The organism is Curtobacterium sp. MWU13-2055, from assembly GCF_023242305.1.
In the GTDB taxonomy this organism is placed as follows: Bacteria; Actinomycetota; Actinomycetes; order Actinomycetales; family Microbacteriaceae; genus Curtobacterium.
The window spans coordinates 189,154-213,851 of the sequence record NZ_JALLIO010000005.1; the positions used below are offsets into that span (position 1 = coordinate 189,154).

At 70.9% G+C, this 24,698-nt stretch carries 25 protein-coding genes and 3 tRNA genes; 14 read left to right on the top strand and 14 right to left on the bottom strand.

All coding sequences use genetic code 11. The annotated features are described in order from the left end of the window. Window position 1: 1 nt before the first annotated feature. From ftsH to tilS, 3 genes are all read right to left on the bottom strand, one after another. Window positions 2-1,990 (bottom strand): ATP-dependent zinc metalloprotease FtsH, encoded by a 1,989-nt coding sequence (gene ftsH / locus M4960_RS12575; RefSeq protein WP_123294542.1) that lies wholly within the window; start codon window positions 1,988-1,990, stop codon window positions 2-4. A 135-nt stretch (window positions 1,991-2,125) separates the two neighbouring features. Beyond that, a complete protein-coding gene (hpt, locus tag M4960_RS12580; RefSeq protein ID WP_111086933.1) occupies window positions 2,126-2,677 on the bottom strand; it encodes a hypoxanthine phosphoribosyltransferase in 552 nt (183 codons plus the stop codon). Between the two features lie 9 nt (window positions 2,678-2,686). Beyond that, entirely contained in the window at window positions 2,687-3,706 is a 1,020-nt protein-coding gene (tilS, locus tag M4960_RS12585) for a tRNA lysidine(34) synthetase TilS (RefSeq protein ID WP_123294541.1), read from the bottom strand. Window positions 3,707-3,770: 64 nt separating this feature from the next. Here tilS and M4960_RS12590 point away from each other — a divergent pair, with 64 nt between their 5' ends. After that, complete coding sequence (locus M4960_RS12590) at window positions 3,771-4,262, top strand: inorganic diphosphatase (RefSeq protein WP_123294540.1); 492 nt, start codon at window positions 3,771-3,773, stop codon at window positions 4,260-4,262. Between the two features lie 197 nt (window positions 4,263-4,459). Here M4960_RS12590 and M4960_RS12595 read toward each other — a convergent pair whose 3' ends face one another. Both M4960_RS12595 and M4960_RS12600 read right to left on the bottom strand, forming a co-directional pair. Further along, entirely contained in the window at window positions 4,460-5,920 is a 1,461-nt protein-coding gene (locus M4960_RS12595) for an NlpC/P60 family protein (protein ID WP_248704418.1), read from the bottom strand. A 33-nt stretch (window positions 5,921-5,953) separates the two neighbouring features. Continuing rightward, complete coding sequence (locus M4960_RS12600; protein ID WP_123294538.1) at window positions 5,954-7,231, bottom strand: M23 family metallopeptidase; 1,278 nt, start codon at window positions 7,229-7,231, stop codon at window positions 5,954-5,956. A gap of 258 nt (window positions 7,232-7,489) precedes the next feature. Between M4960_RS12600 and M4960_RS12605 the strand changes: the two genes are divergently transcribed. The 3 genes from M4960_RS12605 (at window position 7,490) to M4960_RS12615 (ending at window position 7,766) form a co-directional block, all read left to right on the top strand. Then, window positions 7,490-7,562, top strand: a tRNA-Glu gene (locus M4960_RS12605). A gap of 53 nt (window positions 7,563-7,615) precedes the next feature. Continuing rightward, window positions 7,616-7,692 (top strand) — tRNA-Asp (locus tag M4960_RS12610). 1 nt (window position 7,693) lies between these two features. Then, a tRNA-Phe gene (locus M4960_RS12615) sits at window positions 7,694-7,766 on the top strand. Window positions 7,767-7,834: 68 nt separating this feature from the next. Here the strand turns inward: M4960_RS12615 and M4960_RS12620 are convergent. Next, window positions 7,835-8,845: an aldo/keto reductase family protein gene (locus tag M4960_RS12620; protein WP_248704419.1), complete on the bottom strand. Its 1,011-nt coding sequence runs from the start codon at window positions 8,843-8,845 to the stop codon at window positions 7,835-7,837. Between the two features lie 125 nt (window positions 8,846-8,970). Here M4960_RS12620 and M4960_RS12625 point away from each other — a divergent pair, with 125 nt between their 5' ends. Further along, window positions 8,971-9,963 (top strand): SDR family oxidoreductase, encoded by a 993-nt coding sequence (locus M4960_RS12625; protein WP_248704420.1) that lies wholly within the window; start codon window positions 8,971-8,973, stop codon window positions 9,961-9,963. A gap of 133 nt (window positions 9,964-10,096) precedes the next feature. On the opposite strand, the gene rocD is transcribed toward M4960_RS12625, so the two are convergent. Both rocD and ddaH read right to left on the bottom strand, forming a co-directional pair. Beyond that, entirely contained in the window at window positions 10,097-11,326 is a 1,230-nt protein-coding gene (rocD, locus tag M4960_RS12630) for an ornithine--oxo-acid transaminase (protein ID WP_134195521.1), read from the bottom strand. Then, entirely contained in the window at window positions 11,326-12,228 is a 903-nt protein-coding gene (ddaH, locus tag M4960_RS12635; protein WP_123339207.1) for a dimethylargininase, read from the bottom strand. The genes rocD and ddaH overlap by 1 nt, the downstream gene beginning before the upstream one ends. Window positions 12,229-12,474: 246 nt before the next feature. Between ddaH and M4960_RS12640 the strand changes: the two genes are divergently transcribed. Genes M4960_RS12640 through M4960_RS12655 form a run of 4 tightly spaced genes read left to right on the top strand, consistent with a single transcriptional unit; the run spans window position 12,475 to window position 14,923 of the window. After that, window positions 12,475-12,912, top strand: a complete 438-nt coding sequence (locus tag M4960_RS12640; RefSeq protein WP_111083794.1) for an Lrp/AsnC family transcriptional regulator — start codon at window positions 12,475-12,477, stop codon at window positions 12,910-12,912. Between the two features lie 10 nt (window positions 12,913-12,922). Beyond that, the gene (locus tag M4960_RS12645) at window positions 12,923-13,297 is read left to right on the top strand and encodes a hypothetical protein (RefSeq protein ID WP_132099294.1); all 375 of its coding nucleotides are present in this window, start codon (window positions 12,923-12,925) and stop codon (window positions 13,295-13,297) included. Window positions 13,298-13,319: 22 nt separating this feature from the next. Then, window positions 13,320-14,153 carry a nitroreductase family protein gene (locus M4960_RS12650; protein ID WP_248704421.1) on the top strand — a complete coding sequence of 278 codons (834 nt, stop codon included), beginning with the start codon at window positions 13,320-13,322 and terminating at the stop codon, window positions 14,151-14,153. After that, window positions 14,150-14,923, top strand: coding sequence for a YqjF family protein (locus M4960_RS12655; protein ID WP_248704422.1), 774 nt, complete (start codon window positions 14,150-14,152; stop codon window positions 14,921-14,923). Before M4960_RS12650 ends, M4960_RS12655 begins: the two co-directional genes overlap by 4 nt. On the opposite strand, the gene M4960_RS12660 is transcribed toward M4960_RS12655, so the two are convergent. Next, entirely contained in the window at window positions 14,895-15,632 is a 738-nt protein-coding gene (locus tag M4960_RS12660; protein ID WP_248704423.1) for a hypothetical protein, read from the bottom strand. The genes M4960_RS12655 and M4960_RS12660 overlap by 29 nt on opposite strands. A 91-nt stretch (window positions 15,633-15,723) precedes the next feature. On the opposite strand from M4960_RS12660, the gene M4960_RS12665 reads away from it, so the two are divergent. The 4 genes from M4960_RS12665 (at window position 15,724) to M4960_RS12680 (ending at window position 17,864) form a co-directional block, all read left to right on the top strand. Continuing rightward, on the top strand, window positions 15,724-16,719 hold the full coding sequence (locus M4960_RS12665) for an SDR family oxidoreductase (protein ID WP_248704424.1): 996 nt from the start codon (window positions 15,724-15,726) through the stop codon (window positions 16,717-16,719). Then, window positions 16,716-17,048 carry a hypothetical protein gene (locus tag M4960_RS12670; RefSeq protein ID WP_248704425.1) on the top strand — a complete coding sequence of 111 codons (333 nt, stop codon included), beginning with the start codon at window positions 16,716-16,718 and terminating at the stop codon, window positions 17,046-17,048. Before M4960_RS12665 ends, M4960_RS12670 begins: the two co-directional genes overlap by 4 nt. A 65-nt stretch (window positions 17,049-17,113) precedes the next feature. After that, on the top strand, window positions 17,114-17,656 hold the full coding sequence (locus M4960_RS12675) for a dihydrofolate reductase family protein (RefSeq protein WP_123294528.1): 543 nt from the start codon (window positions 17,114-17,116) through the stop codon (window positions 17,654-17,656). A 10-nt stretch (window positions 17,657-17,666) separates the two neighbouring features. Further along, window positions 17,667-17,864 (top strand): hypothetical protein, encoded by a 198-nt coding sequence (locus tag M4960_RS12680; protein ID WP_123294527.1) that lies wholly within the window; start codon window positions 17,667-17,669, stop codon window positions 17,862-17,864. A 15-nt stretch (window positions 17,865-17,879) separates the two neighbouring features. Here the strand turns inward: M4960_RS12680 and M4960_RS12685 are convergent, their stop codons facing one another. Then, window positions 17,880-21,452, bottom strand: coding sequence for a bifunctional proline dehydrogenase/L-glutamate gamma-semialdehyde dehydrogenase (locus M4960_RS12685; RefSeq protein WP_248704426.1), 3,573 nt, complete (start codon window positions 21,450-21,452; stop codon window positions 17,880-17,882). Window positions 21,453-21,531: 79 nt separating this feature from the next. After that, on the bottom strand, window positions 21,532-21,792 hold the full coding sequence (locus M4960_RS12690; RefSeq protein ID WP_173170048.1) for a DUF4190 domain-containing protein: 261 nt from the start codon (window positions 21,790-21,792) through the stop codon (window positions 21,532-21,534). A gap of 153 nt (window positions 21,793-21,945) precedes the next feature. Between M4960_RS12690 and M4960_RS12695 the strand changes: the two genes are divergently transcribed. Beyond that, window positions 21,946-22,422, top strand: a complete 477-nt coding sequence (locus M4960_RS12695; RefSeq protein WP_248704427.1) for a MarR family winged helix-turn-helix transcriptional regulator — start codon at window positions 21,946-21,948, stop codon at window positions 22,420-22,422. Window positions 22,423-22,741: 319 nt separating this feature from the next. Here M4960_RS12695 and M4960_RS12700 read toward each other — a convergent pair whose 3' ends face one another. The 3 genes from M4960_RS12700 to M4960_RS12710 are packed head-to-tail and all read right to left on the bottom strand — an operon-like array spanning window position 22,742 to window position 24,647. Beyond that, window positions 22,742-23,449, bottom strand: coding sequence for an anti-sigma factor (locus M4960_RS12700; RefSeq protein WP_248704428.1), 708 nt, complete (start codon window positions 23,447-23,449; stop codon window positions 22,742-22,744). Beyond that, entirely contained in the window at window positions 23,446-23,961 is a 516-nt protein-coding gene (locus tag M4960_RS12705) for a sigma-70 family RNA polymerase sigma factor (RefSeq protein WP_123294523.1), read from the bottom strand. Before M4960_RS12705 ends, M4960_RS12700 begins: the two co-directional genes overlap by 4 nt. Beyond that, entirely contained in the window at window positions 23,958-24,647 is a 690-nt protein-coding gene (locus tag M4960_RS12710; RefSeq protein WP_248704429.1) for a YceI family protein, read from the bottom strand. The genes M4960_RS12705 and M4960_RS12710 overlap by 4 nt, the downstream gene beginning before the upstream one ends. Window positions 24,648-24,698: the final 51 nt, after the last annotated feature.

The following is a 24,698-nucleotide window of genomic DNA, read 5'->3' on the forward strand; positions in this document are numbered from 1 at the left end:
CCTACGCCGGGGCGATACCCGGGTTGCCGAAGGGGCGACGACGGGGCTTCGAGGTCGACTCGCTGTCCGACTGGTCCGCTGCGGTGGCGGCGGCCTGCCCTGGCACGTCGATCGCGGGCAGGTTGCTCACCGGACGCTTGTCGCTGGAGAGCCACTGCGGGCGCTCCGGCAGCTTGCGGACGTCCTTGAAGATCTCCACGAGCTCCGGGGCGTCGAGCGTCTCCTTCTCGAGGAGCTCACCGGCCAGGCGGTCGAGGATGTCGCGGTTGTCGTTGAGCACCTGGTAGGCCTCGTTGTGCGCGGCCTCGAGCAGCGCACGGGTCTCGGCGTCGACGGTCTGCGCGATGTTCTCCGAGTAGTCGCGCCCGGTCCCACCGCTCATGTCACGGCCGACGAACGGCTCGCTCGACCCGGAACCGAGCTTGACGGATCCGACGGCCTGGCTCATGCCGTACTCGGTGACCATCTTGCGGGCGGTGCCGGTGGCCTTCTCGATGTCGTTCGAGGCGCCGGTGGTGGGGTCGTGGAACACGATCTCCTCGGCGACGCGTCCACCCATTGCGTAGGTGAGCTGGTCGAGCAGCTCGTTGCGGGTGACCGAGTACTTGTCTTCGAGCGGGAGCACCATCGTGTACCCGAGGGCACGGCCACGCGGCAGGATCGTGATCTTGGTGACCGGGTCGGTGTGCCGCATCGCCGCTGCCGCCAGGGCGTGGCCGCCCTCGTGGTACGCGGTGATCAGGCGTTCCTGGTCGGACATGATCCGGGTCCGACGCTGCGGGCCCGCCATGACGCGGTCGACGGCCTCGTCCAGCGCGCGGTTGTCGATGAGCTGCGCGTTCGACCGGGCGGTGAGCAGCGCGGCCTCGTTCAGGACGTTCGCCAGGTCGGCGCCGGTGAAGCCCGGCGTCTTGCGGGCGAGCAGCTCCAGGTCGACGCTCGCGGCGAGCGGCTTGCCCTTCGCGTGCACCTCGAGGATCTGCTTGCGGCCGGCCATGCCCGGGGCGTCGACACCGATCTGACGGTCGAAGCGGCCCGGACGCAGGAGCGCGGGGTCGAGCACGTCGGGACGGTTCGTCGCGGCGATGAGGATGACGTTCGTCTTGCCGTCGAAGCCGTCCATCTCGACGAGCAGCTGGTTGAGCGTCTGCTCGCGCTCGTCGTTGCCGCCGCCGATGCCGGCACCACGGTGACGACCGACGGCGTCGATCTCGTCGATGAAGACGATGGCCGGCGAGTTCGCCTTGGCCTGCTCGAAGAGGTCACGGACACGGCTCGCACCGACACCGACGAACATCTCGACGAAGTCCGAACCGGAGATCGAGTAGAACGGCACCCCCGCTTCGCCGGCGACGGCGCGGGCGAGCAGGGTCTTGCCGGTTCCGGGAGGGCCGTACAGCAGCACGCCCTTCGGGATCTTGGCGCCGACGGCCTGGAACTTCGCCGGCTCCTTCAGGAACTCCTTGATCTCGTGGAGCTCCTCGATCGCCTCGTCGGAGCCCGCGACGTCGGCGAACGACACCTGCGGGTTCTCCTTGTTGTTGATCTTGGCCTTCGACTTGCCGAACTGCATGACCTTCGAGCCGCCGCCCTGGGCGCTCGAGAGCAGGAACCAGAACAGTGCACCGATGATCAGGAAGGGGAGCAGGACGCCGAGGAGCGACAGGAACCAGTTGCCCGTGTTCACGTGGTCGTCGTAGCCCTTGGGCAGGTTGGCGTCGTTGACGGCCTGGATGACCTCTTCGCCACGGGGCGTGGAGTAGTAGAACTGCTCCTGCTTGTCGCCGTCGCGGGTGATCATGTCGACCCGCTGCTCGGTGGAGTTGACGATGACGGAGGAGATCTTGCCGTCGGCGAGCTGCTCGAGGCCCTTCTGGGTGCTGACCTCGGTCGTGCTGCCCTGGCTGATGACGCTCCAGCCGATGAAGATGCCCGCCAGCGCGATCAGCACGTAGAGGTACGGGCCGCGGAAGATGCGCTTGAAGTTCATGTGATCCGGGCGCGAGTGCCCGACACCTTTCTCTGCCGAAGTTGCGTGCAGGTCAGCATACGGCCGCGATTCTGTGGCGAGAATGGGTGTCCTCTGCGGGCGAACTCAACCCGAGGCAAGTACCCCCTGGACGGGTTACGAGTACACGTGCGGCGCCAGGACGCCGACACCGCGCAGGTTCCGGTAGCGCTCGTCGTAGTCGAGGCCGTAGCCGACCACGAACTCGTCGGGGATGTCGAAGCCCACGTACTTGACGTCGACCTCGACCTTGGCGGCCTCGGGCTTGCGCAGCAGGGCGACGATCTCGACGCTCGCGGCACCGCGGGACTGCAGGTTCTGCTTGAGCCAGGACAGCGTCAGACCGGAGTCGATGATGTCCTCGACGATGAGGACGTCGCGGCCGTGCAGGTCGGTGTCGAGGTCCTTGAGGATCCGCACCACACCGGACGACTTCGTGCCGGAGCCGTACGACGACACCGCCATCCAGTCCATCCGCGCCTGCATCTTGAGGTGCCGCGAGAAGTCGGCCATCACCATGACGGCACCCTTCAGGACACCGACGAGCAGGGGGTCGCGGCCCGCGTAGTCGGCGTCGACGACCGCCGCGAGTTCGGCGAGCTTGTCGTCGATCTGCTCGGGGGTGAAGAGGACTTCGGACAGGTCTGCCTGGACGTCGGAGAGTTCCACCGGTCCAGCCTAACCGGCACTGAACGACAGGCGGTCACCGGATCGCGACGCCCGGACGCCCGGCAGGTCGATCGGCCCCTGTCCGCTCCAGTCCGTGACGAGCCGGCAGACCTCGAGCGTCTGCACGCGCGACAGCGTCACCCCGAACTCGCTCTCCACCGCCAGGCGCACGAGTCGCTGCCGGAGCGCCGGCGGGTTCGCCCCGAGCGCCCGGACGGACAGCGAGATGCCGGCCTCGGAGTGCTCGGCGATGTCCTCCGCCATCTCTTCGGCGAAGTGGTCGAGTGCTGCAGAGTCCTCGCGCAGCTGGTCCGCCGTCCGCGCCAGCGCCTCGGGCACGCCGGCACCGAGTTCGCGCTCGAGCACCGGCATGAGGGTGTTCCGCACGCGGACACGGGCGTAGGCGGGGTCGTCGTTCTGCGGGTCGTGCCACGGCGCCAGCCCGGCGGCGGCGCACGCCTGCCGCGTCGCGTGCCGACGCACGGTGAGCAGCGGGCGGCCGTAGGCCGGCCCCTGGTCGCGCCGTGCGAGCGGCAGCATGCCCGACAGACTGTCCGGCCCGCTGCCGCGCAGCAGGCCCAGCAGCACCGTCTCGGCCTGGTCGTCCAGGGTGTGTCCCAACAGCACGAGAGGCGACCCGGTGGCGGACGCGACCGCGGCGATCGACGCGTGGCGGGCCTCCCGGGCGGCGCCCTCCGGACCACCGTCGGAGCCGACCGCGACCCTGCGGACCTCGACCGGGTCCAGACCCAGCTCGGATGCCTGCCGGGAGGCGCGGCTCGCGACCGCCTCGGAGCCCGCCTGGAGCGCGTGGTCGACGACCACTGCCCCGGCTCGGAGCCCCTGCTTGCCCGCCTCGAACGCGGTGGCCGCGGCGAGCGCGAGCGAGTCCGGTCCGCCGCTCAGCGCGACCAGCACGAGGTCACCCGCGGTGACGACGCCGTCGTCGAGCGCGGTGGCGAGCAGGTCGCGGACCGCCAGGCGGGTCTCGGCGACGGCAGGGTCCAGCCGGGGACGCGGAGAGTTCACCCGGTAACGTTAGCCGCGCTCTCGGGACCACCGACAGCCCCACCGACACACCAGGAGTACAGACATGGCCGCGTACGACGTCGTCGTCGAGATCCCCAAGGGCAGCCGCAACAAGTACGAGGTGGACCACGAGACCGGTCGTGTCTACCTCGACCGCGTGCTGTTCACGTCGTTCGTCTACCCGACCGACTACGGCTTCTTCGAGAAGACCCTGGCTGACGACGGCGACCCCGTGGATGCGCTGCTGCTCCTCGAGTTCCCGACGTTCCCCGGTGTGGGCGTCAAGGTCCGTCCGGTCGGCGTCTTCAAGATGAGCGACGAGGCCGGCAAGGACGAGAAGGTCCTCGTGGTCCCCGCGAAGGACCCGCGCTGGACGCACATCCAGGACATCTCGGACGTCGACGAGCAGACGAAGGCCGAGATCGCGCACTTCTTCGAGCGCTACAAGGACCTCGAGCCGAACAAGTGGGTCAAGGCCGAGGGCTGGGGCGACGCCGCCGAGGCCGAGGCGATCGTGCAGGCCGGCCAGAAGGCCTACGTGCCCGCTGGTCACTGACGCTCCTCTGGCACAGAACGGCGCCCGCTCTCCATCCGGAGGGCGGGCGCCGTTCTGTGTTCGTGGGGTGCGGTGCGGGTTCGGGCGGTGCGGGGGGCGTACCTGGTGGGAACGGGCGTACCTGGTGCTCTGATCCGGGCAGGTATGCCCGATCCCGCTTGCTACCGCAGCCGTTCTGGGAACGATCGGGCTGCGGGCTACAGGGAACCGCTCGGGCGGGCGACGTACGGCAGGAGCTGGCTCGGCGTCCAGACCGCCCGCTCGACCACGCCGACGCCCGGTCGGGCCGCTTCGACCATCATCCCGTTGCCGGTGTAGATCGAGTCGTGGTAACCGCCGGAGGCGGTTCCGTTCGACGAGTAGAAGAGGATGTCGCCGGGCTGGCGCTGCGAGAGCGGCACGAGGCGACCGATCGAGCCGAAGTAGTTGTACTGCCAGACGACGTTGTGCCCACCGGTCGCGATGCCCTGCGAGCTGTACGCCATCATCACGAGACCGGAGCAGTCCCAGGTGCTCGGGCCGGCACCACCGAGGACGTAGGGCTTGCCGAGCTGCCCGCGGGCGTACGAGATCGCACCGGCGGCCTTCGAGGGGCTGCTCGGGGCGGGTGCCGGAGTGCTGGGCGCCGGGGTGCTCGGCTTCGACGGCGTCGGCGTGCTCGGCTTGGCGGGAGCCGGGGCAGGAGCCGGAGCCGGCGCCGCCGGCGTGCTCGGCTTCGACGGGGCGCTCGGGCGCGACGGGGTGGTCGTGCCGCTACCGCCGCCGGTGCTCGGGTTGGTGGTCGAGGTGTTGCCGTTGCTGGTGCCGCCGCTGGTGCCGTTGTCGGTGCTGGTGCCGCTCGCGCCGCTGCCGCTGGCCGTGCCGGTGCCGCTGCTGCTCGTCTGGGCCGCCAGGGCGGTCTCGGCCGCCTTGGCCTGCTGCGCACTCCAGTACGCGCTCTCCGTCGCGACGCTCGTGCCCTTGAGGTACGCGAGCTGGCGGAGGACCTCGTCCTGCTGGTCCTGCTGCTTCTGCACCCGGGCCTGGGCGTCGGCGGAGACGTCGTTGGCGGTGGCGAAGGCGGTCTTCGTCGCCTCGGTCGCCTTGCTCAGCGCCGTCGTGGCGACGGACTGCTGGTCGGCGAGCGAGTCCACGGTCTTCTGGTCGGAGCGGGCCTGGGCGAGGATCGTCGCCGACCGCTCGGACAGGTGCGACATCGTGCCGACCCGGTAGAGCAGGTCACCGGAGTCCGAGGCGTCCGTGAGCATCGTCGTCGACAGGTCGCCGCCGCCCGTGCGGGACAGCTCGACGACGAGCGCGGCCACCTGGCCCGCGGAGTCGTCCGCCTTGCCCTTGGCCCGCTTCGACTGCGCGGACAGGTCGGCGAGGGTGTCCTTCGCCTCCTGCTGCTGCGAGGCGGCGAGGGCGTACGCCTGCCCGGCCTGCTGCTCGACGATGCCGGCGCGGTCCGCGGCGGCCTGCAGTGAGGTCAACCGGTCGCTCAGCTCGTCCACCGTCTGCTGCGCGTCGGCGGCATCCGACTTCGCGGCCTTGACGTCGTCCCAGGACGGTGCCGACGGCGCGGCCTGGGCGGGTCCGGCGATGACGACCGACAGTCCGATGCCGAGCACGGCGACGGTGGCGATCCCGCAGGAGAACGAGCGAGCGGACAGGGTCATGGCGGGGTCAACACATCCCGGCTGCGCTGATGCTCATACCGAGATCCCCCGCGCTGCCATGAAGGGGACCGGGTCGACGGCAGCACCGTTGATCCGGGTCTCGAAGTGGAGGTGGCACCCGGTCGACCAGCCGGTCGAACCGATCTTGGCGATCTGCTGCCCGGCGGTGACGTGCTGGCCGCTGGCGACCATGATCCCGCCGTCGACGATGTGGCCGTAGGCCGTCGAGATGCCGCCGCCGTTGTCGAGGATGACCTCGTTGCCGTAGCCGCCGCCGTTGCCCGCGAAGGTCACGGTGCCGTCGTGGGCCGCGTAGATCGGGGCGTAGCAGGCGGGAGCGAGGTCGACCCCGGCGTGCAGTGCCGTGTAGTGCGTGTACGGGTCGACGCGGATGCCGTAGCCGCTGGTCTGGAAGCCGCCGGCCGGACGGACCCACCCGGCAGAGTTGGCCGTCCCGCCACCGGTACCACCCTGGCTCGTGGCCGCGGCCTTCGCGGCTGCCTTGGCCGCAGCAGCGGCGATGCGGGCCTGTCGGGCCTTCTCGGCGGCGACGCCCTTGCGGTAGTCGGCCTCGACACCGCGCTGCTTCGTGGTGAGGGCGGTCAGCTGGGCCTCGAGCCGCGACTCGTTGTCGTTCTGGGCGTCGACGGCGGTCTGCGCCGCGTCGGCAGCACCCTGCGCCTGCTGCATCTTCGACTGGGCCGCGTCGGCGAGGTCGCCCAGCGCCGCCTTGGCCTTGTCCGCCTTGTCGGCCTGCGCCTGTGCGGTGCCCCGGTCCTGCGACGCCTGCGAGTAGATGCCGTCGGCCTGCTCGCTGAGCTTCGACATGGCGCCGAGCTCGTAGAGCAGGTCGCCGGAGTCCGAGGGGTGCGTGAGGATGTCGGTCGTCACGTCGTTGGCGCTGGCCCGACCGAGCTGCGCGGCGAGCTGACCGGCCTGCTCCTCGGACTGTGCGGCGGTCTGCTCGGCGTCGTCCGCCTGGGACTGGAGCGTCTTCTGCTCGAGGGTCGCCTCGTCGTACTTGTTCTGTGCAGCCTGGTAGGCCTCGCCGGCGGCCTGTGCGGCCTTCTGCTTCGCAGCGGCCTCGGACTTCAGGGTCGAGATGAGCGACTTGATCTCGGTGACCTTCGCCTGCTGGGCACTCGTCGAGGACTTGGCCTTCTGCACCTCGGACCAGCTCGGGTAGCTCGCGGCACTGGCCGACGTCGCCGGGGCGAGGACCGCGAGGGTGCTGCCGGCGAGCACGACAGCGACCGCGGCGGCGACGAGGCGGCTGCGGTTGCGGAGGGAGAGCGAAGGTGAGGTCGACATGTATCTCGATTTCGTAACAGCGCGGCAAGGCTCACGCACGTAACACTGTTAACAGACGCAACAGTAACAACAGGTGTCGCAGCCCCACAGCCCCTCGGACGAGGGGCGTGGAGCCGGTGACGATGCTCGCACCGCAACCTCGACGCCCGGTGCCGGGCGGGCGCGACACGCCGGGGATTCCGCGGGAACGCGGCCCGATTTGCGAAGCCCCGGGGGCATCCGTATGCTTGTCCATCGGTAGCGCGAAGCACCACTTGCGGCCCTATCGTTTAGTGGCCTAGGACACCGCCCTTTCACGGCGGCAGCACGGGTTCGAATCCCGTTGGGGTCACTCTCCGAGTGAGCGAGCAAGTAGTACTGAGCAACACCACAGCAATTCAACATGGCCCTGTAGCGCAGCTGGTTAGCGTGCCGCCCTGTCACGGCGGAGGTCGCGGGTTCAAGTCCCGTCAGGGTCGCCACGGCTGGATAGCTCAGTTGGTAGAGCGTTCGACTGAAAATCGAAAGGTCCACGGATCGATGCCGTGTCCAGCCACCGGTGAAGGCCCCCTGCTTCGGCAGGGGGCCTTTTCCGTTGTCTGAGCCGTCTGGCCCGGGTCGGCGCTAGGCCTCGCGGGTCTTCGGGCTGCTGTCGTTGGTCTTCGCCGGGTCACGCTCGACCACGGCACCGAGGGCATCGTCGATCCGGCTCAGCAGCTCCGCCGGGATCGTGACACCCGCAGCGCCGGCGTTGTCGCGCACCTGCTCCGGACGCGACGCCCCGATGATGGCGCTCGCGACGTTCTCGTTCTGCAGTACCCAGGCGACGGCGAGCTGTGCCATCGACAGGTCGAGCTCCTTCGCGATCGGCTCGAGCTCCTGCACCGAGGACAGCACCTCGTCGCGCATGAACCGCTTGATCATGTCCGCGCCGCCCTTGTCGTCGGTGGCACGTGAGCCCTCGGGCAGCGGCTGACCCGGCTTGTACTTGCCGGTCAGCACGCCCTGGGCGATCGGGGACCAGACGATCTGCGAGATGCCGAGCTCCTTCGAGGTCGGCACGACCTCTTCTTCGATGACCCGCCACAGCGCCGAGTACTGCGGCTGGTTCGAGATGAGCTGGAACCCGAGGTCCTTGGCCAGCGAGGCACCGGCACGGAGCTGCTCCGCGGTCCACTCGCTCACGCCGACGTACAGGACCTTTCCCTGGCGCACGATGTCGGCGAAGGCCTGCATCGTCTCCTCGAGCGGGGTCTCGTGGTCGAAGCGGTGCGCCTGGTACAGGTCGACGTAGTCGGTCTGCAGGCGGCCGAGCGAGCCGTCGATCGACTCGAGGATGTGCTTGCGGGACAGCCCGGTGTCGTTGTGCCCCTTCGGCCCGGTCGGCCCGAACACCTTGGTGGCGATCTCGAGCGACTGGCGACGCTCCCCCTTGAGGGCTTCGCCGAGGACGGTTTCCGCGCCGGTGTTGGCGTAGACGTCGGCGGTGTCGAACGTCGAGATGCCCACCTCGAGGGCGGCCTTGACGCAGGCGATGGCCGCGTCGTTCTCGACCTGGGATGCGTGGGTGAGCCAGTTGCCGTAGGTGATCTCGGAGACCTTGAGGCCCGAGTTGCCGAGGTAGCGGTACTCCATGTGTGTGTCACTCCTGTCGTGGCCGCGTCGATGCGGCTCGACCCGTGACGGTAGTCGGCCGGGACGGTGCAGGATCACATGGGACGACGGCGCAGGGCTGCGCCGCGGAGAGCGAGGGAGCATCCATGACCGGAGCGAGCGTGTTGTTCATCGGCGGGAGCGGCGTGATCAGCGCCTCCTGTGTGCGGGAGGCGACCGAACAGGGCCACGACGTCACGGTCCTGAACCGGGGGACCACCGGGGGCAGGCCGATCCCGGAGGGTGTGACGCGCCTCCAGGCCGATGTGTCGGACCGCAGCGCCCTGGCGGACGCACTCGGCGACCGCCACTTCGACGTGGTGGTGAACTGGGTCGCCTTCACGGCAGACCAGGTGCAGGCCGACATCGACTTCTTCGCGGGACGGACGCGGCAGTACGTGTTCATCAGCTCGGCCTCGGCGTACCAGACGCCGGCGACGCACCTGCCGATCACGGAGTCGACGCCGCTGAAGAACCCGTACTGGCAGTACTCGCGCGACAAGATCGCGTGCGAGGACCTGCTCATGGAGGCGTACCGGGGGCAGGACTTCCCGGTGACGATCGTGCGGCCGTCGCACACCTACGACGAGACGAAGCTGCCGCTCACCGGCGGCTGGACTGCGGTGGCGCGGATGCGCGCCGGCAAGCCGATCATCATCACCGGTGACGGCACGTCGCTGTGGACGCTGACGCACAGCCGTGACTTCGCGGTCGGGTTCACCGGGCTGCTCGACAACGCGTCGGCGATCGGTGAGGCCTTCACGATCACGAGCGACGAGGCGCCGACGTGGAACGCCATCGCGCACGAGATCGCGGCGGCGGCGGGGGTGTCCGACCTGCAGATCGTGCACGTGCCGGCGGACGCCATCAACGCCGTGGACCCGGAGTGGGGTGCGGCGCTGCTCGGCGACAAGGCGAACAGCTCGGTGTTCGACAACAGCAAGGTCCGGTCGCTCGTGCCGTGGTACCGGCCGCGGACGCCCTACCGGCGGGGTGTGCGTGAGGTCATCGCCTGGTTCGAAGCGCACCCCGAGGAGCAGGTCGTCGACGAGCGCCTCGATGCGCTCATGGACGAGTTGGCGGCGCGCTGGGCGGTGTGAGCCGCACTTGGTGAGCAGAAATGGTCGGGTGCCGTGTGGCGACCCGACCATTTCTGCTCACGAAGCGAGCGCGTGGCGCCGAGCGCCTGGCGCCGAGCGCCTGGCGCCGAGCGCGCGGCGCCGAGCGCGCGGCTCAGGCGCGCGCGGACAGGACCGACGCGAGCGTGCCGATCGCCGTGCGCAGCTCGTCGTCGGTGACGACGAGCGGCGGAGCGAAGCGGATCGTCGAACCGTGGGTGTCCTTCACGAGCAGCCCGCGGTCGGCGAGGTCCTTCGAGATCTCCTTGCCGGTGCCGAGCGCGGGGTCGATGTCGATCCCCGCCCAGAGTCCGGCGACGCGGTGCGACACGACCCCCTTGCCGAGCAGGTCGTCGAGCAGCCCGCGCAGCAACGGTTCGCCGTCGAGGGCGCGCTGCTGGAACGTGCCCTCGCCGAGCATCGCCACGACCTCGGCGCCCACGGCAGCGGCGAGCGGGTTGCCGCCGAAGGTCGAGCCGTGCTCGCCGGGACGCAGCACGCCGAGGACAGCGCGCGAGCCGACGACCGCGGACACCGGCACGATGCCGCCGCCGAGTGCCTTGCCGAGCGTGATGAGGTCGGGACGGACACCGACGCGCTGCACGGCGAGGGTGTGGCCGGTGCGTCCGAGGCCGGACTGGATCTCGTCGGCGATGAACAGTGCTCCGAACTCGTCGCAGACCTCCCGGACTTCCGGGAGGTACGACGCGGGCGGGATGACCACGCCGCCTTCGCCTTGGATGGGTTCGAGCAGCACGGCGACGACGGTCTCGTCCATCGCTGCGCGCAGGGCAGCGGCGTCGCCGTACGGCACCGTGCGGAACCCCGGGGTGTACGGACCGAAGTCATCGCGGGCCGAGGGGTCGTCCGAGAACGAGATGATCGTGGTGGTGCGGCCGTGGAAGTTCCCGGACGCGACGATGATCGTCGCGCGGTCCGCGGGGACCCCCTTGACGCGGTAGCCCCAGGCGCGGGACACCTTGATCGCGGACTCGACGGCCTCGGCACCGGTGTTCATCGGCAGGACCATCTCGGTCTCCGTCAACGCCGCCAGTGCCGTGGCGAACGGCCCGAGCTGGTCGTTCACGAACGCGCGACTCGTGAGCGTCACCCGGTCGAGCTGCGCCCGGGCCGCGTCCAGCAGCCGCGGGTTGCCGTGGCCGAAGTTCACCGCGGAGTACGCGGCGAGGCCGTCCAGGTACTGCTTGCCGTCGACGTCGGTGACGGTCGCTCCGGCACCCGACGCGATGACGACGGGCAGCGGGCTGTAGTTGTGCGCGAGGGCGCGGTCCTCGACGGCGAGCGCCGCCGCGGTGTTGACCCCGAGCGACGCTGCCGCCGACATCAGCTGACCCCGAGCGAACGCGCGACCGAGGTGCCGGTGCCGACCGGGTGCAGGTCGAGCGTGCAGCACTTCACGCCGCCACCGCCGAGCAGGAGCTCGGACAGGTCGACGCCGATCGGGTTGTAGCCCTTCTCGCGCAGCTGTTCCGCGAACCGAACAGCCCGCGCGGCGATCACGACGTTGTACCCGTCGGAGTAGGAGTTCAGGCCGAGGATCGCGGCGTCCTCCTCCGTGGCGATGATCGCGTCCGGGAAGCGCTCGCGCAGGATCGCCAGCGACGGCTCGTCGAAGGCGCTCTCCAGGTACGCGATGTTCGACCGGCCGGAAGCGTCGGGCTCCGGGTCGAGCACGGCGATGGCGGTGTCGAGGTGGTAGAAGCTCGGGTTGATGAGCTTCAGGGTGACGACCTCACGGCCGTAGATCGTCGCGAGCTCGTCGTGCGAGGTGCTGTCCGACCGGAAGCCGGTGCCGGCGAAGATCGTGTTGCCGATGAGCAGGAAGTCACCCTCGCCCTCGTTGGTCTGCTCGGGCTCAGCGACGGTCAGGCCGGCCTGACGGAACCAGTCCATGTACGCCGGGCCCTCGGGCTGGCGCTCCGGGTACTGGAACTTCGCGCCGTAGGCGATGCCGTCGAGCACGAACCCGCCGTTGGCCGCGTAGACCATGTCCGGCAGGCCGTCGATCGGGTCGATGTACGAGATGTCGAAGCCGAGCTGCTCGTACACGTCGACGAGCGTCTGCCACTGGGCGACGGCCTTCGACGTGTCGGTCGGCTCCTCCGGGTGCATCCACGGGTTGATCCGGTAGCTCACCGTGTAGAAGTCCGGCTTGCACATCAGGATCGTCCGCTTGGTGGCGGTACGGGCCGGTGCATCGGTGGTCGAGGGTGCGGTGTTCGACATCAGTCCTCCTGAGAAGGGACCGGGGCCCGAGCCTGCCAGGAACCGAAACGGAACGAAGGAGAGGTGCTCCGGCGAGATGCAGGCTCACTCGCCGTAGCGGACCAGGTCGACGCCACGTCGATCCTGACACAGACCGTCCGGCAAGTGCAGTACCGGGAGCGAAGCGCCGTGGCACCCGTTCGGGTGACGCACGTTTCGTGCGTCCGAACCGCCGACCTCGCAAGAAGTCCGCGTACGATGGGTGCAATGGATTCGCTCGACCACCGCATCCTGGATCAACTCCGGGACAACGCCCGCGCCGGCTACGGCGACATCGGGTCGGTGGTCGGACTCTCGGCATCGGCCGTCAAGCGCCGCGTCGACCGACTCGTCGGCGACGGTGTCATCCAGGGCTTCACGATCAAGGTCGACCCCGCTGTCGAGGACCGCGGGACCGAGGCCTGGGTCGAGCTGTACTGCCGCGGCACCGTCTCCCCCGACGAACTCCGGGCCCTGCTCGACACCGTGCCGGAGGTCATCGACGCCGGCACGGTCACGGGGAGCGCCGACGCCGTCGTGCACATGCGCTCGAAGGACCTGTCCGCGCTGGAAGAAGCGCTCGACAAGGTCCGCCTCGCACCGCAGGTGGACCACACGCGGTCCGCGATCGTGCTCTCCAAGCTGGTCAGTCGCGACACCGCGTAACGTCCGGCAGATGGCACGGAACACGACCGGGAGGCGCGGATCACCGCCCACGGGATCGCGTCCCGCCCGTCGGCTGGTCACCGCTGCGGGCCTCGCCTACGTCGCGAACTGCCTCTGGGGCACGGCCGTCGCCGTCCGGTTGATCCGGACGAGGAAGCTCCGCGTCGTGCACCACGGTCTGTTCGTCGTGACGGCGACGCTCACCGGGGCCGCCGCGACGACGCCCTTGTGGACCCGTGACCGTTCGGCGCTGTTCCTGCTGCCCGCACTCGTCCCGCTCGCGCTCGCGCCCCGCACGAACCCGCGCTCCGGAGCACACTGGAAGATCGCGGTGGCCGCTGCGCCGTCCTACCTGGGGGCGCTGTTGGTGCGGCGTCGACCGTGACGACGAGACACGAGGGGAAGCAGTGGAGCTCTTCGAGGCCATCCGACGCCGCCGGACCACGAACGGGGCGTTCCTGCCCGACCCGGTGTCCGAGGAGCACCAACGGCTGCTCATGGAGCTCGCCGGCCGGGCCCCGTCGCAGCTGAACAGCCAGCCGTGGCGCTTCGTCCTGGTCGAGGAGCGCGACACGATCGACCGCGTCGCCGCGATCAGCGGCAGCTCGATGACCCGCACCATGGCCGAGGGGACGTTCTTCGAGCGGTACAAGCCGTACTTCCGGTTCTCGCAGGCCGAGATGGACGAGCGGCGCGACGGCATGCTGTTCGACAAGCTGCCCGGACCACTCCGGCCGTTCACGAAGCAGGTGTTCACGAAGCGCGGGCAGCTGCTCATGAACACGCTCCGGGTACCGCAGAGCCTGGGTGAGGAGAACCGGAAGCTCGTCGCCGGCTCGCCGCTGCTGCTCGGCGTGATGCTCGACCGCCACGAGTACCGGAAGGAGGAGCTGTCCGGCTTCTACTCGGTGTTCAGCATGGGCGCGGCGATGGAGAACATCTGGCTCGCGATGACCGAGCTCGGCCTGGGGATCCAGTTCGTGTCCTTCCCGATGGAGACCCCCGGCGCGTGGGCGGAGATCGAGGGACTGCTCCGGGTGCCCGAGTCGCTCGAGCTCATGGCCGTCTACCGGATCGGGTACCTACCGCCCGAACGGCGCCGCCCCGCGATCGACTGGACGTCGAGCGAGCGGAAGCGGCCGTCGCAGTACGTGTTCCGCGGCACCTGCGACACCCCGCAGCAGGGGTGGGACGACGCGCCCGTCGCGGGCCACATCGAACCGGAGGCGACCACGTCGTGACCGACACCCGACCCACCCAGAGTGCCCCGGGCCTCCCGGGAACCGCCCCCGGCCTGCCGGGCCGCCCCTGGATCTCGCAGGACTGGCTCGACGTCGTCTTCGTGCACTGGCGCGTCGACGTGTCGGCGGTGGCCCCGCTGCTGCCAGCTGGAACGCGACCCGACACGATAGCGCTCGACGGGACGGACGACGGGGTGACCACCTGGGTGGGCCTCATCGGGTTCCGGTTCGAGGACACTCGGTTCCCGCCCCTCGGGGCGCTGGGGCGGACCGGCTCGATCGGCGACTTCGTCGAGGTGAACGTCCGCGTCTACACGGTCGACGAGCAGGGCCAGCACGGTGTCGTGTTCCTGTCGCTCGACGCCGGCAAGCTGCTGCCGACCCTCGGCGCACGCGTGGCCACCGGGCTGCCCTACTGGTGGGCGGACGCCGAGTCGCGGAGCGGCGGCGGCCGCGTCGGGTACGCGATGCGGCGGCACGGGACGCACCTGCGGTCGATGCTCGACGTCCGCGTGGGCGAGGTACTGGACGAGCCAGGGCCGCTCGAGACGTTCCTGACCGCGCGGTGGGGCATGCACGTGCACCGGGCCGGGCGGACCCGGTTCTGGCCGAACGAGCACGACGCGTGGCCGTTGCACCGGGCCTCGGTGGTGTCGTTGCGGGACGACCTGGTCGGCGCCGCCGGGCTGCCGTTCGGGTTGACAGAGCTCGAGCCGGACTCGGTGCTGTACTCGCCGGGGGTCACGACGCGGTTCGGTCGGGGGCGCTGAGCGGGTCGTCGGCCGGCGGCTCCGGTCCCGGTCGCTGTTCTGGTCCCGGTTCCGGTTCGCCGGCGTCCGCCGCCGCTCCGTTCTGGTCGGGGTCGGCCGTCCCAGAGGCGGCTCGCCACTGCAGGACCGCAGTGACGACAGCGACCGGGACGATGACGATGCTCCACCCGATCCACCGCGATGAGTGTGCTTCGTCGACGCTCGGGACCGTCAACGCCACGACCGCGTACACAGCCGACACGACCGCGACAGCAGCCGACGCCGCCGAACGCCCCCACAGCTCGAACCGCGTCGGCTCGTCCCGCCGCACCGTGTACAGGCCCGTCGCGGCAGCCAGGTAGCCGATCAGGAGCGTCTGCGCGCCCACCGCGAGGGCGAACACCGCCAACGCGACTCCGGCGGCGCTCCAGACGACGACACGCGTGCGGTGCAAGCGCCAAGCCGTCGTGCAACTCGGGTACCAGTACGCCCGTCGTCCGGCGAACGCGAGCACGACCGCGCCGACCAGCCCGACGACACCGACGAGGACCGCGACGGGCAGGGCGGGACGCTGCAGCCAGATGCCGATCGCCACGACCGCCAGCCCCCCGACTGCCTGGGCCATCGGAGGGCCCCACCACTGCTCGGGGAGGATCGGCGCCCGGCGGATCCAGCGCGGCTGCGGCTCCGCGTCCGGCTCGGGTTCCACCGGGTCGTCTCGCGTGTCCACGCGACCATCATGCTCGCCACCGTCCGCAGGCACGGGCCGTCGGGGGACACCGGCTGAGTGGTGCATGGTCGGCCGCAGGTACAAGTGAGCCATGACTCGAGTGGCAGTGGTGACCGGTGGATCCGCAGGACTGGGGCGTGCGACCGTCCGGGAGCTCGCCGCGCGGGGGTGGGACGTCGCCGTCCTCGCCCGTGGACGGGACGGCGTCGACGCCGCGGTCGCCGAGGTCGAGGCCGCGGGGCGTCGCGGGCTGGCCCTGGTCGCCGACGTGTCCGACCGCGAGGCCGTCGAGGCCGCGGCCGACCGCGTCGAGCAGGAACTCGGGCCGATCGACCTGTGGGTGAACGGCGTGATGGTCGGGGTGTTCGGAAAGTTCCTGGACACCGCGCCCGAGGACTTCGAGCGAGCGCTGCACGTCACCTACCTCGGCTTCGTCAACGGGACCCGTGCCGCGCTCTCCCGGATGGTGCCCCGCGGCCAGGGGCACGTCGTCCAGGTCGGTTCAGCACTCGGCTTCCGGGGCATCCCGCTGCAGGCCGCGTACTGCGGCGCGAAGCACGCGATCGTCGGGTTCACCGAGTCCGTCGTCTCCGAGCTGCTCGAACAGGGCAGCAAGGTGAAGGTGTCGCGGGTCGACATGCCCGCCCTGAACACGATCCAGTTCGGCTGGGTGAAGTCGAAGCTGCCGCACCACCCGCAGCCGGTCGCCCCGATCTTCCAGCCCGAGGTCGGTGCCCGCGCGATCGCTGCCGTGGCCGAGCGGCCGCGCCGTCGCACCTGGGTCGGCGAGTCGACCGTCTACACGATCCTCGGCAACCGGATCAGCGGGCGTTTCGCCGACTGGTACGCCGCCAAGACGCTCGTCTCCGGGCAGCAGGCGCCCGACAAGGACGGACAGGAGCTGCACGACAACCTGTACGAGCCGGTGCCGGGCGACCACGGCGCGCACGGTGTGTTCGACGAGTCCGCGCACGCCTGGTCGCCGCAGACCTGGTGGGTGGAACACCGACGGATCGGAAACGGCATCATCGGGGCGGCGCTCGGCGCGGCCGGGGCCGTCGCACTCGTGGCCGGACGACGACGATGAGCCGCCACGGATCGTCGGTGCGGGGTGCAGCCGTCGTCGAGCTGTGCCGGGCCGGACTCGGCCTGTGGCACCTGGGCCGAGCGGCTCGTGGTCGCGACCAGGCCGTGCTGCACGGCGTGCTCGGCGTCCGGCAGCTCGTGCAGGCTGCCCTCGTCGCACGCACGGGCACCCGGAACGCACACACGCTGAGCGCCGCCGTCGACGCGGTGCACGGCGTGACGATGGTGCCGCTCGCCCTCGACCCACGACGCCGCCGGTTCGCCCTGCAGCAGGTGTGGATCGCCACGGTGCTCACCGTCGCCGAGGTCGCCGTAGTCGGCCGGCACTGACGGCTGGCGGCGCTGACGTCCGTCGGCGCTGACGCCTGTCGGGGGTGCTCGGTAGCGTCCGGGGCATGGGTACCACCTACTCCGTCGCGTCCTCGCTGGACGGCTTCGTCGCTGCACCGGACGACGACCTCGACTGGCTGCTGCAGTTCGGCTTCGAGCCGTTCCAGGAGCACCACGACCGGTTCTTCGCGGGCATCGGCGCGATCGTCATGGGCTCGACCACGTACGAGTGGCTGCTCGAGCACGACGACACGTGGGCGTACCCGGACCTGGCGACGTGGGTGTTCACCACGCGTGACCTGCCGGTGCCGGACGGCGCCGACGTGCACTTCGTGTCGGGCGAGGTCGCGGACCACCAGGCCGACCTCGAACGGGCCGCCGGCGAGCGCGACGTCTGGGTCGTCGGCGGCGGACTGCTCGCGGCGCAGTACCAGCAAGCAGGGCTGCTCGACGAGCTCCGCGTCACCGTGATGCCGGTGGCGCTCGGCGCCGGTGCGCCGCTGCTACCGGTCGCGGCACCGACCCCGGTGTTCGAGCTGGTCGGGACGACGCCGTTCACCGGCGGTGCCGTCGAGCTGCACTACCGGTCCGCAGCCACCCCGGCGTAGCGTCCGAGCCATGAGCGACAACGAGCAGACCGAGCCCGTCATGGACGGCGCCAACGAGGCCACGAACCACGAGAAGCTGCATGGCCTGATCGAACAGGTCGACCACGACCACCACGGCGAGGGCTCCGGAGCGATGGCCGACCACCTGCGTGACCGGATGGACGAGACCGGCGTCGAGGACGAAGAAGCAGGCGACACCGAGGACTGACCCGAGCCGGGGACGTCAGACGCGCAGGTCAGCGAAGTCCGCGTCGACGTCCCCGAACCGGTGCGCGGTGATCGAGACCGACTGTTCACGGATGAACGGGAGCATCTCGATCAACCCGGCCTCGACCACCGGCGCGTCGTGGATCGCGACGTCGATGCTCGCCCCGAGGGCCTCCTCGAGCGCCAGGGCATCGCCACCGATGAGCCGGATCCGAGCTCCGGGGCCGCCGAACGCCGTGTGCACGGGTCGGTCCTGCCCCTGCGCGAGCATGTCCCCGAGTGCGTCGACGGGTTCGTCGTCCTCACCACTCGTCCAGTTCGCCTGGAACACGGCGCCGGACGAAGCGCGGGCGTGGAAGTCCTGGTCCGACTCGACCAGGTGGTCGACGACGTCCAGCGGCGACCGACTCGAGGCCAGCAGCTGACTGAGCGGGCCGGGCAACGGGCGGGCGGTGCTGAGCAGGACGTGGGCGCGTGCAGCCGTGGCGGCGACGAGCGCGCGGACCAGGTCGCCCGCCGAGGCGTCCTCGGCCTGCCGCACGATGACGGACTGCGGTCGGTGGCGCAGCACGTTCCGCTGCACCACGAGCCCCGACAGGTCGTGCGAGCCGCCGTACAGCTCCTCGCGCGCACGGACGTCGCTCAGCGCACCGGCCCGCACCTGGTCGAACTCCTCGAACGACAAGCCGCTGCGTGCGGCCTCGATCACCGAGGTCACGCGCGGCGGGAGACCGTGCAGCTGGATGCTCTTGTGCACCGTGCGCGGCACCGGTTCCCACCGGCCGAGCGTCGCGACGTACATCGGTCCGCCCGCCTTCGTGCCGGTGCCCACGGACGACCGCTTCCAGCCGCCGAACGGCTGCCGGCCGACGACCGCACCGGTGATGCCGCGGTTCACGTACAGGTTGCCGGCGCGCACGCTCGCCAGCCAGTCCGCCACCTCGTCGGCGTCGAGCGAGTGGATCCCCGCCGTCAGGCCGTAGTCCGTGCCGTTCTGGATCGCGATCGCCTGCTCGAGCGTCTCGGCGCGCATGATGCCGAGCACCGGGCCGAAGTACTCGGTCTGGTGGAAGTCGCTGCCCGGGCGGACGCCGTCACGGATGCCGGGTGACCAGAGCCGCCCGGAGTCGTCGAGGGCCGTCGGCTGCACGAGCCAGGACTCCCCCGGCCCGAGCTCGGTGAGCCCTTGCCGCAGCTTGCCCTCGGGCTCGGCGATGACCGGGCCGACCTGGGCGGTGGGGTCGTCGGGCCAGGCGACCCGGAGCGTGCGCGTGGCGTCGACGAGCTGCCGACGGAAGCGTTCGCTCTCGCCGACCGTGCCGACCAGGACGACCAGGGACGCCGCCGAGCACTTCTGACCGGCGTGGCCGAAGGCGGACTGCACGATGTCCTGCACCGCGAGGTCGATGTCGGCGCTCGGCGTGACGACGATCGCGTTCTTGCCGCTCGTCTCGGCGCTGAGCGGCAGTCCGGCGCGCCACCAACGGAACGACCGCGCGGTGTCGGCCGAACCGGTCAGGATGATGCGGTCGACGGCGGGGTGCCCGACGAGGTCTCGGCCGAGTTCGTCCTCGGCCAGGTCGACGAGCTGCAGCAACGAGTGCGGCACCCCGGCGTCCCAGAGCACGTCGGCCAGCAGCGCACCACTGCGCTTCGCCTCGGGTGCCGGCTTGAGGACGACTCCGCTGCCCGCGGCGAGCGCCGCCAGCACCCCACCGGCGGGGATAGCGACGGGGAAGTTCCACGGCGGCACGACGACCGTCAGGCGTGGCGGGACGTAGCGGGCACCCTCGATGTCGCCGAGGCGGCGGGCGCGCTCGGCGTAGTAGTGGGCGGCGTCGACGGCTTCGGTGACCTCGGTGTCGGCCTCGGAGAACGTCTTGCCGGTCTCCGCCGCCATCACCTCGATCAGGTCGGCGCGGCGGGTCTCGAGCTCGTGCCCGATCAGGTCGAGGAGCTCAGCACGGTCGGAGGGGTCCTGCCGCCCCCAGTTGACGCCGGCCTGCGCGGTGCGGGCCATGATCCGTTCGAGCTTGGAGCGGTCGGCCACCTTGGCCCCGCGGATCGTCTGCGCGCCGAGCTGCGAGCGCGGTACCCGGCGCAGGACGTCGAGCGCCCACGAACGGTTGGCGGGGACGGCGGGGTCGGTGTCCGGGGCGTTCCGGAACGCGTCGCGCAGGACGGGTTCACCGAGCGCCCGGTGGCGGTCCTGGGTGCGGTGCGTCGCGTGCACCGGCTCGTCGAGGGCGGCGACCGAGGCCAGGTACCGGCCGTGTTCACGGTCGAACACGCTGGCGTCGTGGTCGATGTCGGACGCTGCGGCGATGAAGTTCTCGGGGCTCGCGCTCTCCTGCAGCCGGCGGGCGAGGTACGCGATGGCGGAGTCGAACTCGTCCGGCTGCACGACGGGCGTGTAGAGCAGGATCTGGCCGACGTCGGCCCGGACGGCGTCGGCGTGCGTGGACGCCATGCCGAGCAGCATCTCGACGTCGACCGCGTCGGTCACCCCGCGACGCTGGGCGAGCACCCACGCGGTCGCCAGGTCGAACAGGTTGTGGCCGGCGACCCCGATGCGCACGGCGTCGGTGCGCTCCGGGGTCAGCGCGGCGTCGAGCAGCCGCAGGTAGGCGGAGTCGGTCTCGCGCTTGCTGCCCCAGGTCGCGAGCGGCCAATCGTGCACGATCGCGTCGACGTGCTCCATCGCCAGGTTCGCGCCCTTGACGAGCCGCACCTTGATCGGAGCGCCACCCCGGGCCCGGCGTTCCTGCGCCCAGGTCGTCAGGGACTCGAGCGCCCCGGCGGCATCGGGCAGGTAGGCCTGCAGCACGATGCCGGCCTGCAGCCCCGCGAACTCGTCACGGTCGAGCAGGGTCCGGAACACCGCGAGGGTGACGTCGAGGTCGCGGTACTCCTCCATGTCCAGGTTGATGAACTTGGCCTGGCCCCCGGACGCCAGCGGAGCCGCCGCGAGCCGGTACAACGGCACGAGCCGGTCGACGACCCGCTCGACCGTCTGGTCGAACGCCCACATCGACATCTGCGGCACGACCGAGCTGACCTTGATCGACACGTAGTCGACGTCGTCGCGGGCGAGCAGGTCCATCGTCCCGTGCAGCCGACGGTCGCTCTCGGCGCTGCCGAGCACGGCTTCGCCGAGCAGGTTCACGTTGAGCCGGGTGCCCGGTCCACCGACCTTGGCGAGCGCCGGACCGAGCTTCGCCGTGCTCGCGTCGATCACCAGGTGGCCGGTCATCCGGCGCAGGATCCGCCGTGCGGTGGGGATGACCGCCCACGGCGCCATCGTCGCGAACCCGCCGCCCAGCGTCACCGCGCCGCGCAGGTACCAGGCGAGGAAGTCGGGGACGTCGCGGCTGACCTGTTCGAGGTTGCGGGCCGCGACCCGGGGGTCTTCAGGGCGGATGACCTTGTCGACGAAGCTGCGCGTGAAGTCGAGGCCACGCTCGTCGCGCAGGGCCTCGGCGAGACGGGCGGCACCGGCGTCCGGCTTCGCCCCGGCGGACGCCGCCAGCCACTTGCGGACCAGCGCAACGGCGTCGTCGGTGCAGTCCTGGAGGCGGGCGCTCGGCATGCTCCGATCGTATGCCGCACCTCCGACCTCACCTTGGAGCGCGCCGCACGTCGGCTCGGAACCGTCCTGGGGGATGACGTCAGCCGAAGACCCGGATCAGTTCCGGCAGCAAGAGCAGCACCGGCAGCACCGTGAAGACGGAGATGACCGCGCCGACGACGATGCCCGTGATCGCGAGACCGCGCCCGGCCTCGCCTGTCCGCCGCAGCTGCGGCAGCGCGATGAGCCCCACGACGACCCCGCCGATGGGCACCACGAACCCCAGCACGAGCGCGATGATCGCCAGGGTGTTCGTCGGGCGGACCGGTGTGATCGGCGGCTGTGCGTACGGGTTCGTCATGCGGGTTCCTGTCTCGTCGCGCCGAGCGCTGCACGGCCCGGTCATCGTACGGGCCGGACGGATCGCTCCGCAGCGCCCCGTTCGGGTCATCCGGACGGATGAAAGACGCGGCGGCGGGGTCGGCCGGCCCCCGCGGTGGATACGCTGGTCGGCATGTCGACGCAGGGCAACGATGGCCACGACTGGGCGACGTGGGACGCCTACCACGACGTCTGGCGACGCCTCGACCGAGCGCTCGACCAGGCCGTCCAGACTGGCGCCGGCATCTCCATCCCGGAGTTCGAGATCCTGATCGGGCTGCAGCGCGAGCCGGACCACCGGCTGCGCGTCCGCGACATCGCCGCCGGCATCGGTTGGGAGAAGTCGCGCGTCAGCCACCAGGTCACACGGATGGTCTCCCGCGGCCTGGTCGGACGCGCCGACTGCCCGACCGACGGCCGCGGCAGCTGGGTGGAGATGACCCCCGACGGCCGCCGTGCGGTGCTCGCCGGCATCCGCGCGCACACCGGTGCGCTGGAAGACCTGTTCTGGAGGCCCGTGGGGACCGACGCGGACACCCTCCGGTCCGTCAGCGCGCGCGTCCAGGACGCGATCGGCCCCGACGTGTCCGACGAGGCCGTCTCGGGCTAGCTGCCCCCCGCGCCTCCGCCGAGGTTCCACGACTCGCCGCACGGGGAGCGCCGAGGTTCCACGAACGCCCTCTTGCCGCGCCGAGGTTCCGAAATCTCGGAACCTCGGGACCCGGACTCGGTCGTCACGCACCGCCGCCCCGCGCGCGCCGTTCAACACGGTCCCCGGCGATGGCTCTCCCGCGCGCTTCCGCCGAGGTTCCACGACTCGCCGTCCGGGGAGCGCCGAGGTTCCACGAACGACGCTGTGCTGCGCCCAGATGCCGAGATTTCGGAATCTCGGGGACTCGGGGGCGGGCGGGCGGGGGCGGGCGGGGCGGTCAGAGGTCGACGACGGCGAGGGCTCCCTGTTCGCCGCGGAGCCGCACCTGCACGCTCGCGATGTCGTCGCGCGGGATGTCCGTCGACGCCGACAGTCCCTTCGCGTCCTCGCCGGCGGCCGTCCACGAGCCGACGATCTGCGCGGAGCCGTCGGACCGCACCACGACGAGGTCGTACATGACCGAGCCGTCCGCCGCCCACTCCTTGCCGCCGTACGAGCAACCCCAGTCGAAGCGGGTGCCCCACTGTTCGCCGCTGACGGCCAGGTCGACGTCGAGCCCCTGGGCGCCGGTCATGTCGTAGCGGTCCGCAGTCGCCGATGCTGAGACATCACGACCGGCCTGCACCGAGCCGCGGTCCCCCGCCGTGCCGACGGCGAGTCCGCCCAGGACGGCAGCGACCACCGCGAGCCCCGCGGTGGCGGCGACCCAGGCCCGGCGACGGCGGCGACGGTGTCGAACGCGGTGCGTGACGGAGGCGAGGGTGCTCTCGGAACCGGTGTCGGGCCTCCCGTCCGGTTCGGCGATCTCGATCGCCTGGTCGGCCGGCAGCTTGGCGAGCAGACCGGGCAGGCCGACCAGCTCGGCGACGGCGGCCGTGCAACGGTCGCACGTCTCCAGGTGCTGCTCGTACTCGAGCCGCTCGTCCGGGCTCAGGGACCCGAGCACGTACGCCGCGTCCCACTCTGCGTACCGGTCGTCGCTCATCGGGTCACTCCTCGTTCCTGCAGTGCGAGCCGCAGGGCTCGCAGCCCGTAGTGCAGCCGCGACTTCGCGGTGCCCTCGGGGATGTCGTGTCGTCGTGCGATCTCCGGCACCGTGTGGCCGAGCCAGTAGGCGTCCACGACCACGCGGCGGTGGTCCGGGGAGAGCGATGCGAGCGCGTCGGCCACGACGATGCGGTCGAGCACGGCGTCGGTGCGGTCCGACTCGGCGCGGTCGACCGGGTGTTCGGTGCCGAACTCCCGGCGGTTCCGAGCTGATCGCGCGTCGTCGACGACCAGGTTCCGCGCGACCGTGAACAGCCAGGCGCGGGCGCTGTCCGGCGCGCGTTCCAGCACCGCTGGGCGCTGCCAGGCGCGGACCATGGTCTCCTGCACGACGTCCTCGACCGCCGAGCCGTCCCGCGTCAGGTGCCGGACGTACCGGGTGAGCGCGTCACCGTGCTCGCGGTACAGCGTCGCGAGCAGCTCGTCGGCGGAACGACTCGACACGGTCACTTCTGCAGGTCGAGGGAGAACTCGACGGAGCCCTTCCCGTCCACGGTGACGAAGCCGAGCGAGGGAGCCTTCACGCCGTAGTCGGCGAAGGTGATCGGTACCGAGCCGGCGACCTGGACGGTGCCACCCGTGCCGACCGCCACCTGCGCGTCGGCGGTGACGGCCCTCGTGACGCCGTGCAGGTCCATCGTGCCGGTCAGGGTGACGTCCTGCGTGCTGCCGTCGAGCGCCTTCGAGACGTCGACGAGCTTCGTCAGCGTGAACGTCGCCGTCGGGAACTTGTCCGTCTCCAGCGCGGTGTCCCGGAAGTAGGCGTCGCGCGCGGACTCGGGGGTGGAGATCTTCGCGACCTGGACCGTGACCGTCGCCGTCGCGAGGGAGCCGCCGTCGACCTCGGCGGTGCCCTCGACGTCCTTCGTGCGTCCGACCACGTTCACATCATTCCCCTGCAGCACCTCGTGCACCCGGTAGCCGGCGTACGAGGTCTTCGTGCTGGTCCAGGTGCCGTCGGCGTCCGCCGCGTCGAGGCTGGCGGACGACGTCGCCTGCAGCGAGGGTGCGGCGGCGGCCTGTCCGTTGACGGTGTTCGCGTAGATGGACGGACCGGCGATGACGGCGGCGGCCGCGATGACCACGACGCCGGTGGAGATGCCGATGATGACCTTGGTGCGTGTGCGGAGTCCCATACCCGGTCAACGAGGTGGCAGGCTGGATCGTTCATCGTCGACGGGACGACG

What these genes read in the sequence shown, in the direction of transcription:
- ftsH (WP_123294542.1), bottom strand. Translation starts at nt 1,990, where the DNA reads ATGAACTTCAAGCGCATCTTCCGCGGCCCGTACCTCTACGTGCTGATC.
- M4960_RS12590 (WP_123294540.1), top strand. Translation starts at nt 3,771, where the DNA reads ATGGCCGCGTACGACGTCGTCGTCGAGATCCCCAAGGGCAGCCGCAAC.
- M4960_RS12595 (WP_248704418.1), bottom strand. Translation starts at nt 5,920, where the DNA reads ATGACCCTGTCCGCTCGCTCGTTCTCCTGCGGGATCGCCACCGTCGCC.
- M4960_RS12600 (WP_123294538.1), bottom strand. Translation starts at nt 7,231, where the DNA reads ATGTCGACCTCACCTTCGCTCTCCCTCCGCAACCGCAGCCGCCTCGTC.
- M4960_RS12620 (WP_248704419.1), bottom strand. Translation starts at nt 8,845, where the DNA reads ATGGAGTACCGCTACCTCGGCAACTCGGGCCTCAAGGTCTCCGAGATC.
- M4960_RS12625 (WP_248704420.1), top strand. Translation starts at nt 8,971, where the DNA reads ATGACCGGAGCGAGCGTGTTGTTCATCGGCGGGAGCGGCGTGATCAGC.
- rocD (WP_134195521.1), bottom strand. Translation starts at nt 11,326, where the DNA reads ATGTCGGCGGCAGCGTCGCTCGGGGTCAACACCGCGGCGGCGCTCGCC.
- ddaH (WP_123339207.1), bottom strand. Translation starts at nt 12,228, where the DNA reads ATGTCGAACACCGCACCCTCGACCACCGATGCACCGGCCCGTACCGCC.
- M4960_RS12640 (WP_111083794.1), top strand. Translation starts at nt 12,475, where the DNA reads ATGGATTCGCTCGACCACCGCATCCTGGATCAACTCCGGGACAACGCC.
- M4960_RS12645 (WP_132099294.1), top strand. Translation starts at nt 12,923, where the DNA reads ATGGCACGGAACACGACCGGGAGGCGCGGATCACCGCCCACGGGATCG.
- M4960_RS12665 (WP_248704424.1), top strand. Translation starts at nt 15,724, where the DNA reads ATGACTCGAGTGGCAGTGGTGACCGGTGGATCCGCAGGACTGGGGCGT.
- M4960_RS12670 (WP_248704425.1), top strand. Translation starts at nt 16,716, where the DNA reads ATGAGCCGCCACGGATCGTCGGTGCGGGGTGCAGCCGTCGTCGAGCTG.
- M4960_RS12675 (WP_123294528.1), top strand. Translation starts at nt 17,114, where the DNA reads ATGGGTACCACCTACTCCGTCGCGTCCTCGCTGGACGGCTTCGTCGCT.
- M4960_RS12680 (WP_123294527.1), top strand. Translation starts at nt 17,667, where the DNA reads ATGAGCGACAACGAGCAGACCGAGCCCGTCATGGACGGCGCCAACGAG.
- M4960_RS12685 (WP_248704426.1), bottom strand. Translation starts at nt 21,452, where the DNA reads ATGCCGAGCGCCCGCCTCCAGGACTGCACCGACGACGCCGTTGCGCTG.
- M4960_RS12690 (WP_173170048.1), bottom strand. Translation starts at nt 21,792, where the DNA reads ATGACGAACCCGTACGCACAGCCGCCGATCACACCGGTCCGCCCGACG.
- M4960_RS12695 (WP_248704427.1), top strand. Translation starts at nt 21,946, where the DNA reads ATGTCGACGCAGGGCAACGATGGCCACGACTGGGCGACGTGGGACGCC.
- M4960_RS12700 (WP_248704428.1), bottom strand. Translation starts at nt 23,449, where the DNA reads ATGAGCGACGACCGGTACGCAGAGTGGGACGCGGCGTACGTGCTCGGG.
- M4960_RS12710 (WP_248704429.1), bottom strand. Translation starts at nt 24,647, where the DNA reads ATGGGACTCCGCACACGCACCAAGGTCATCATCGGCATCTCCACCGGC.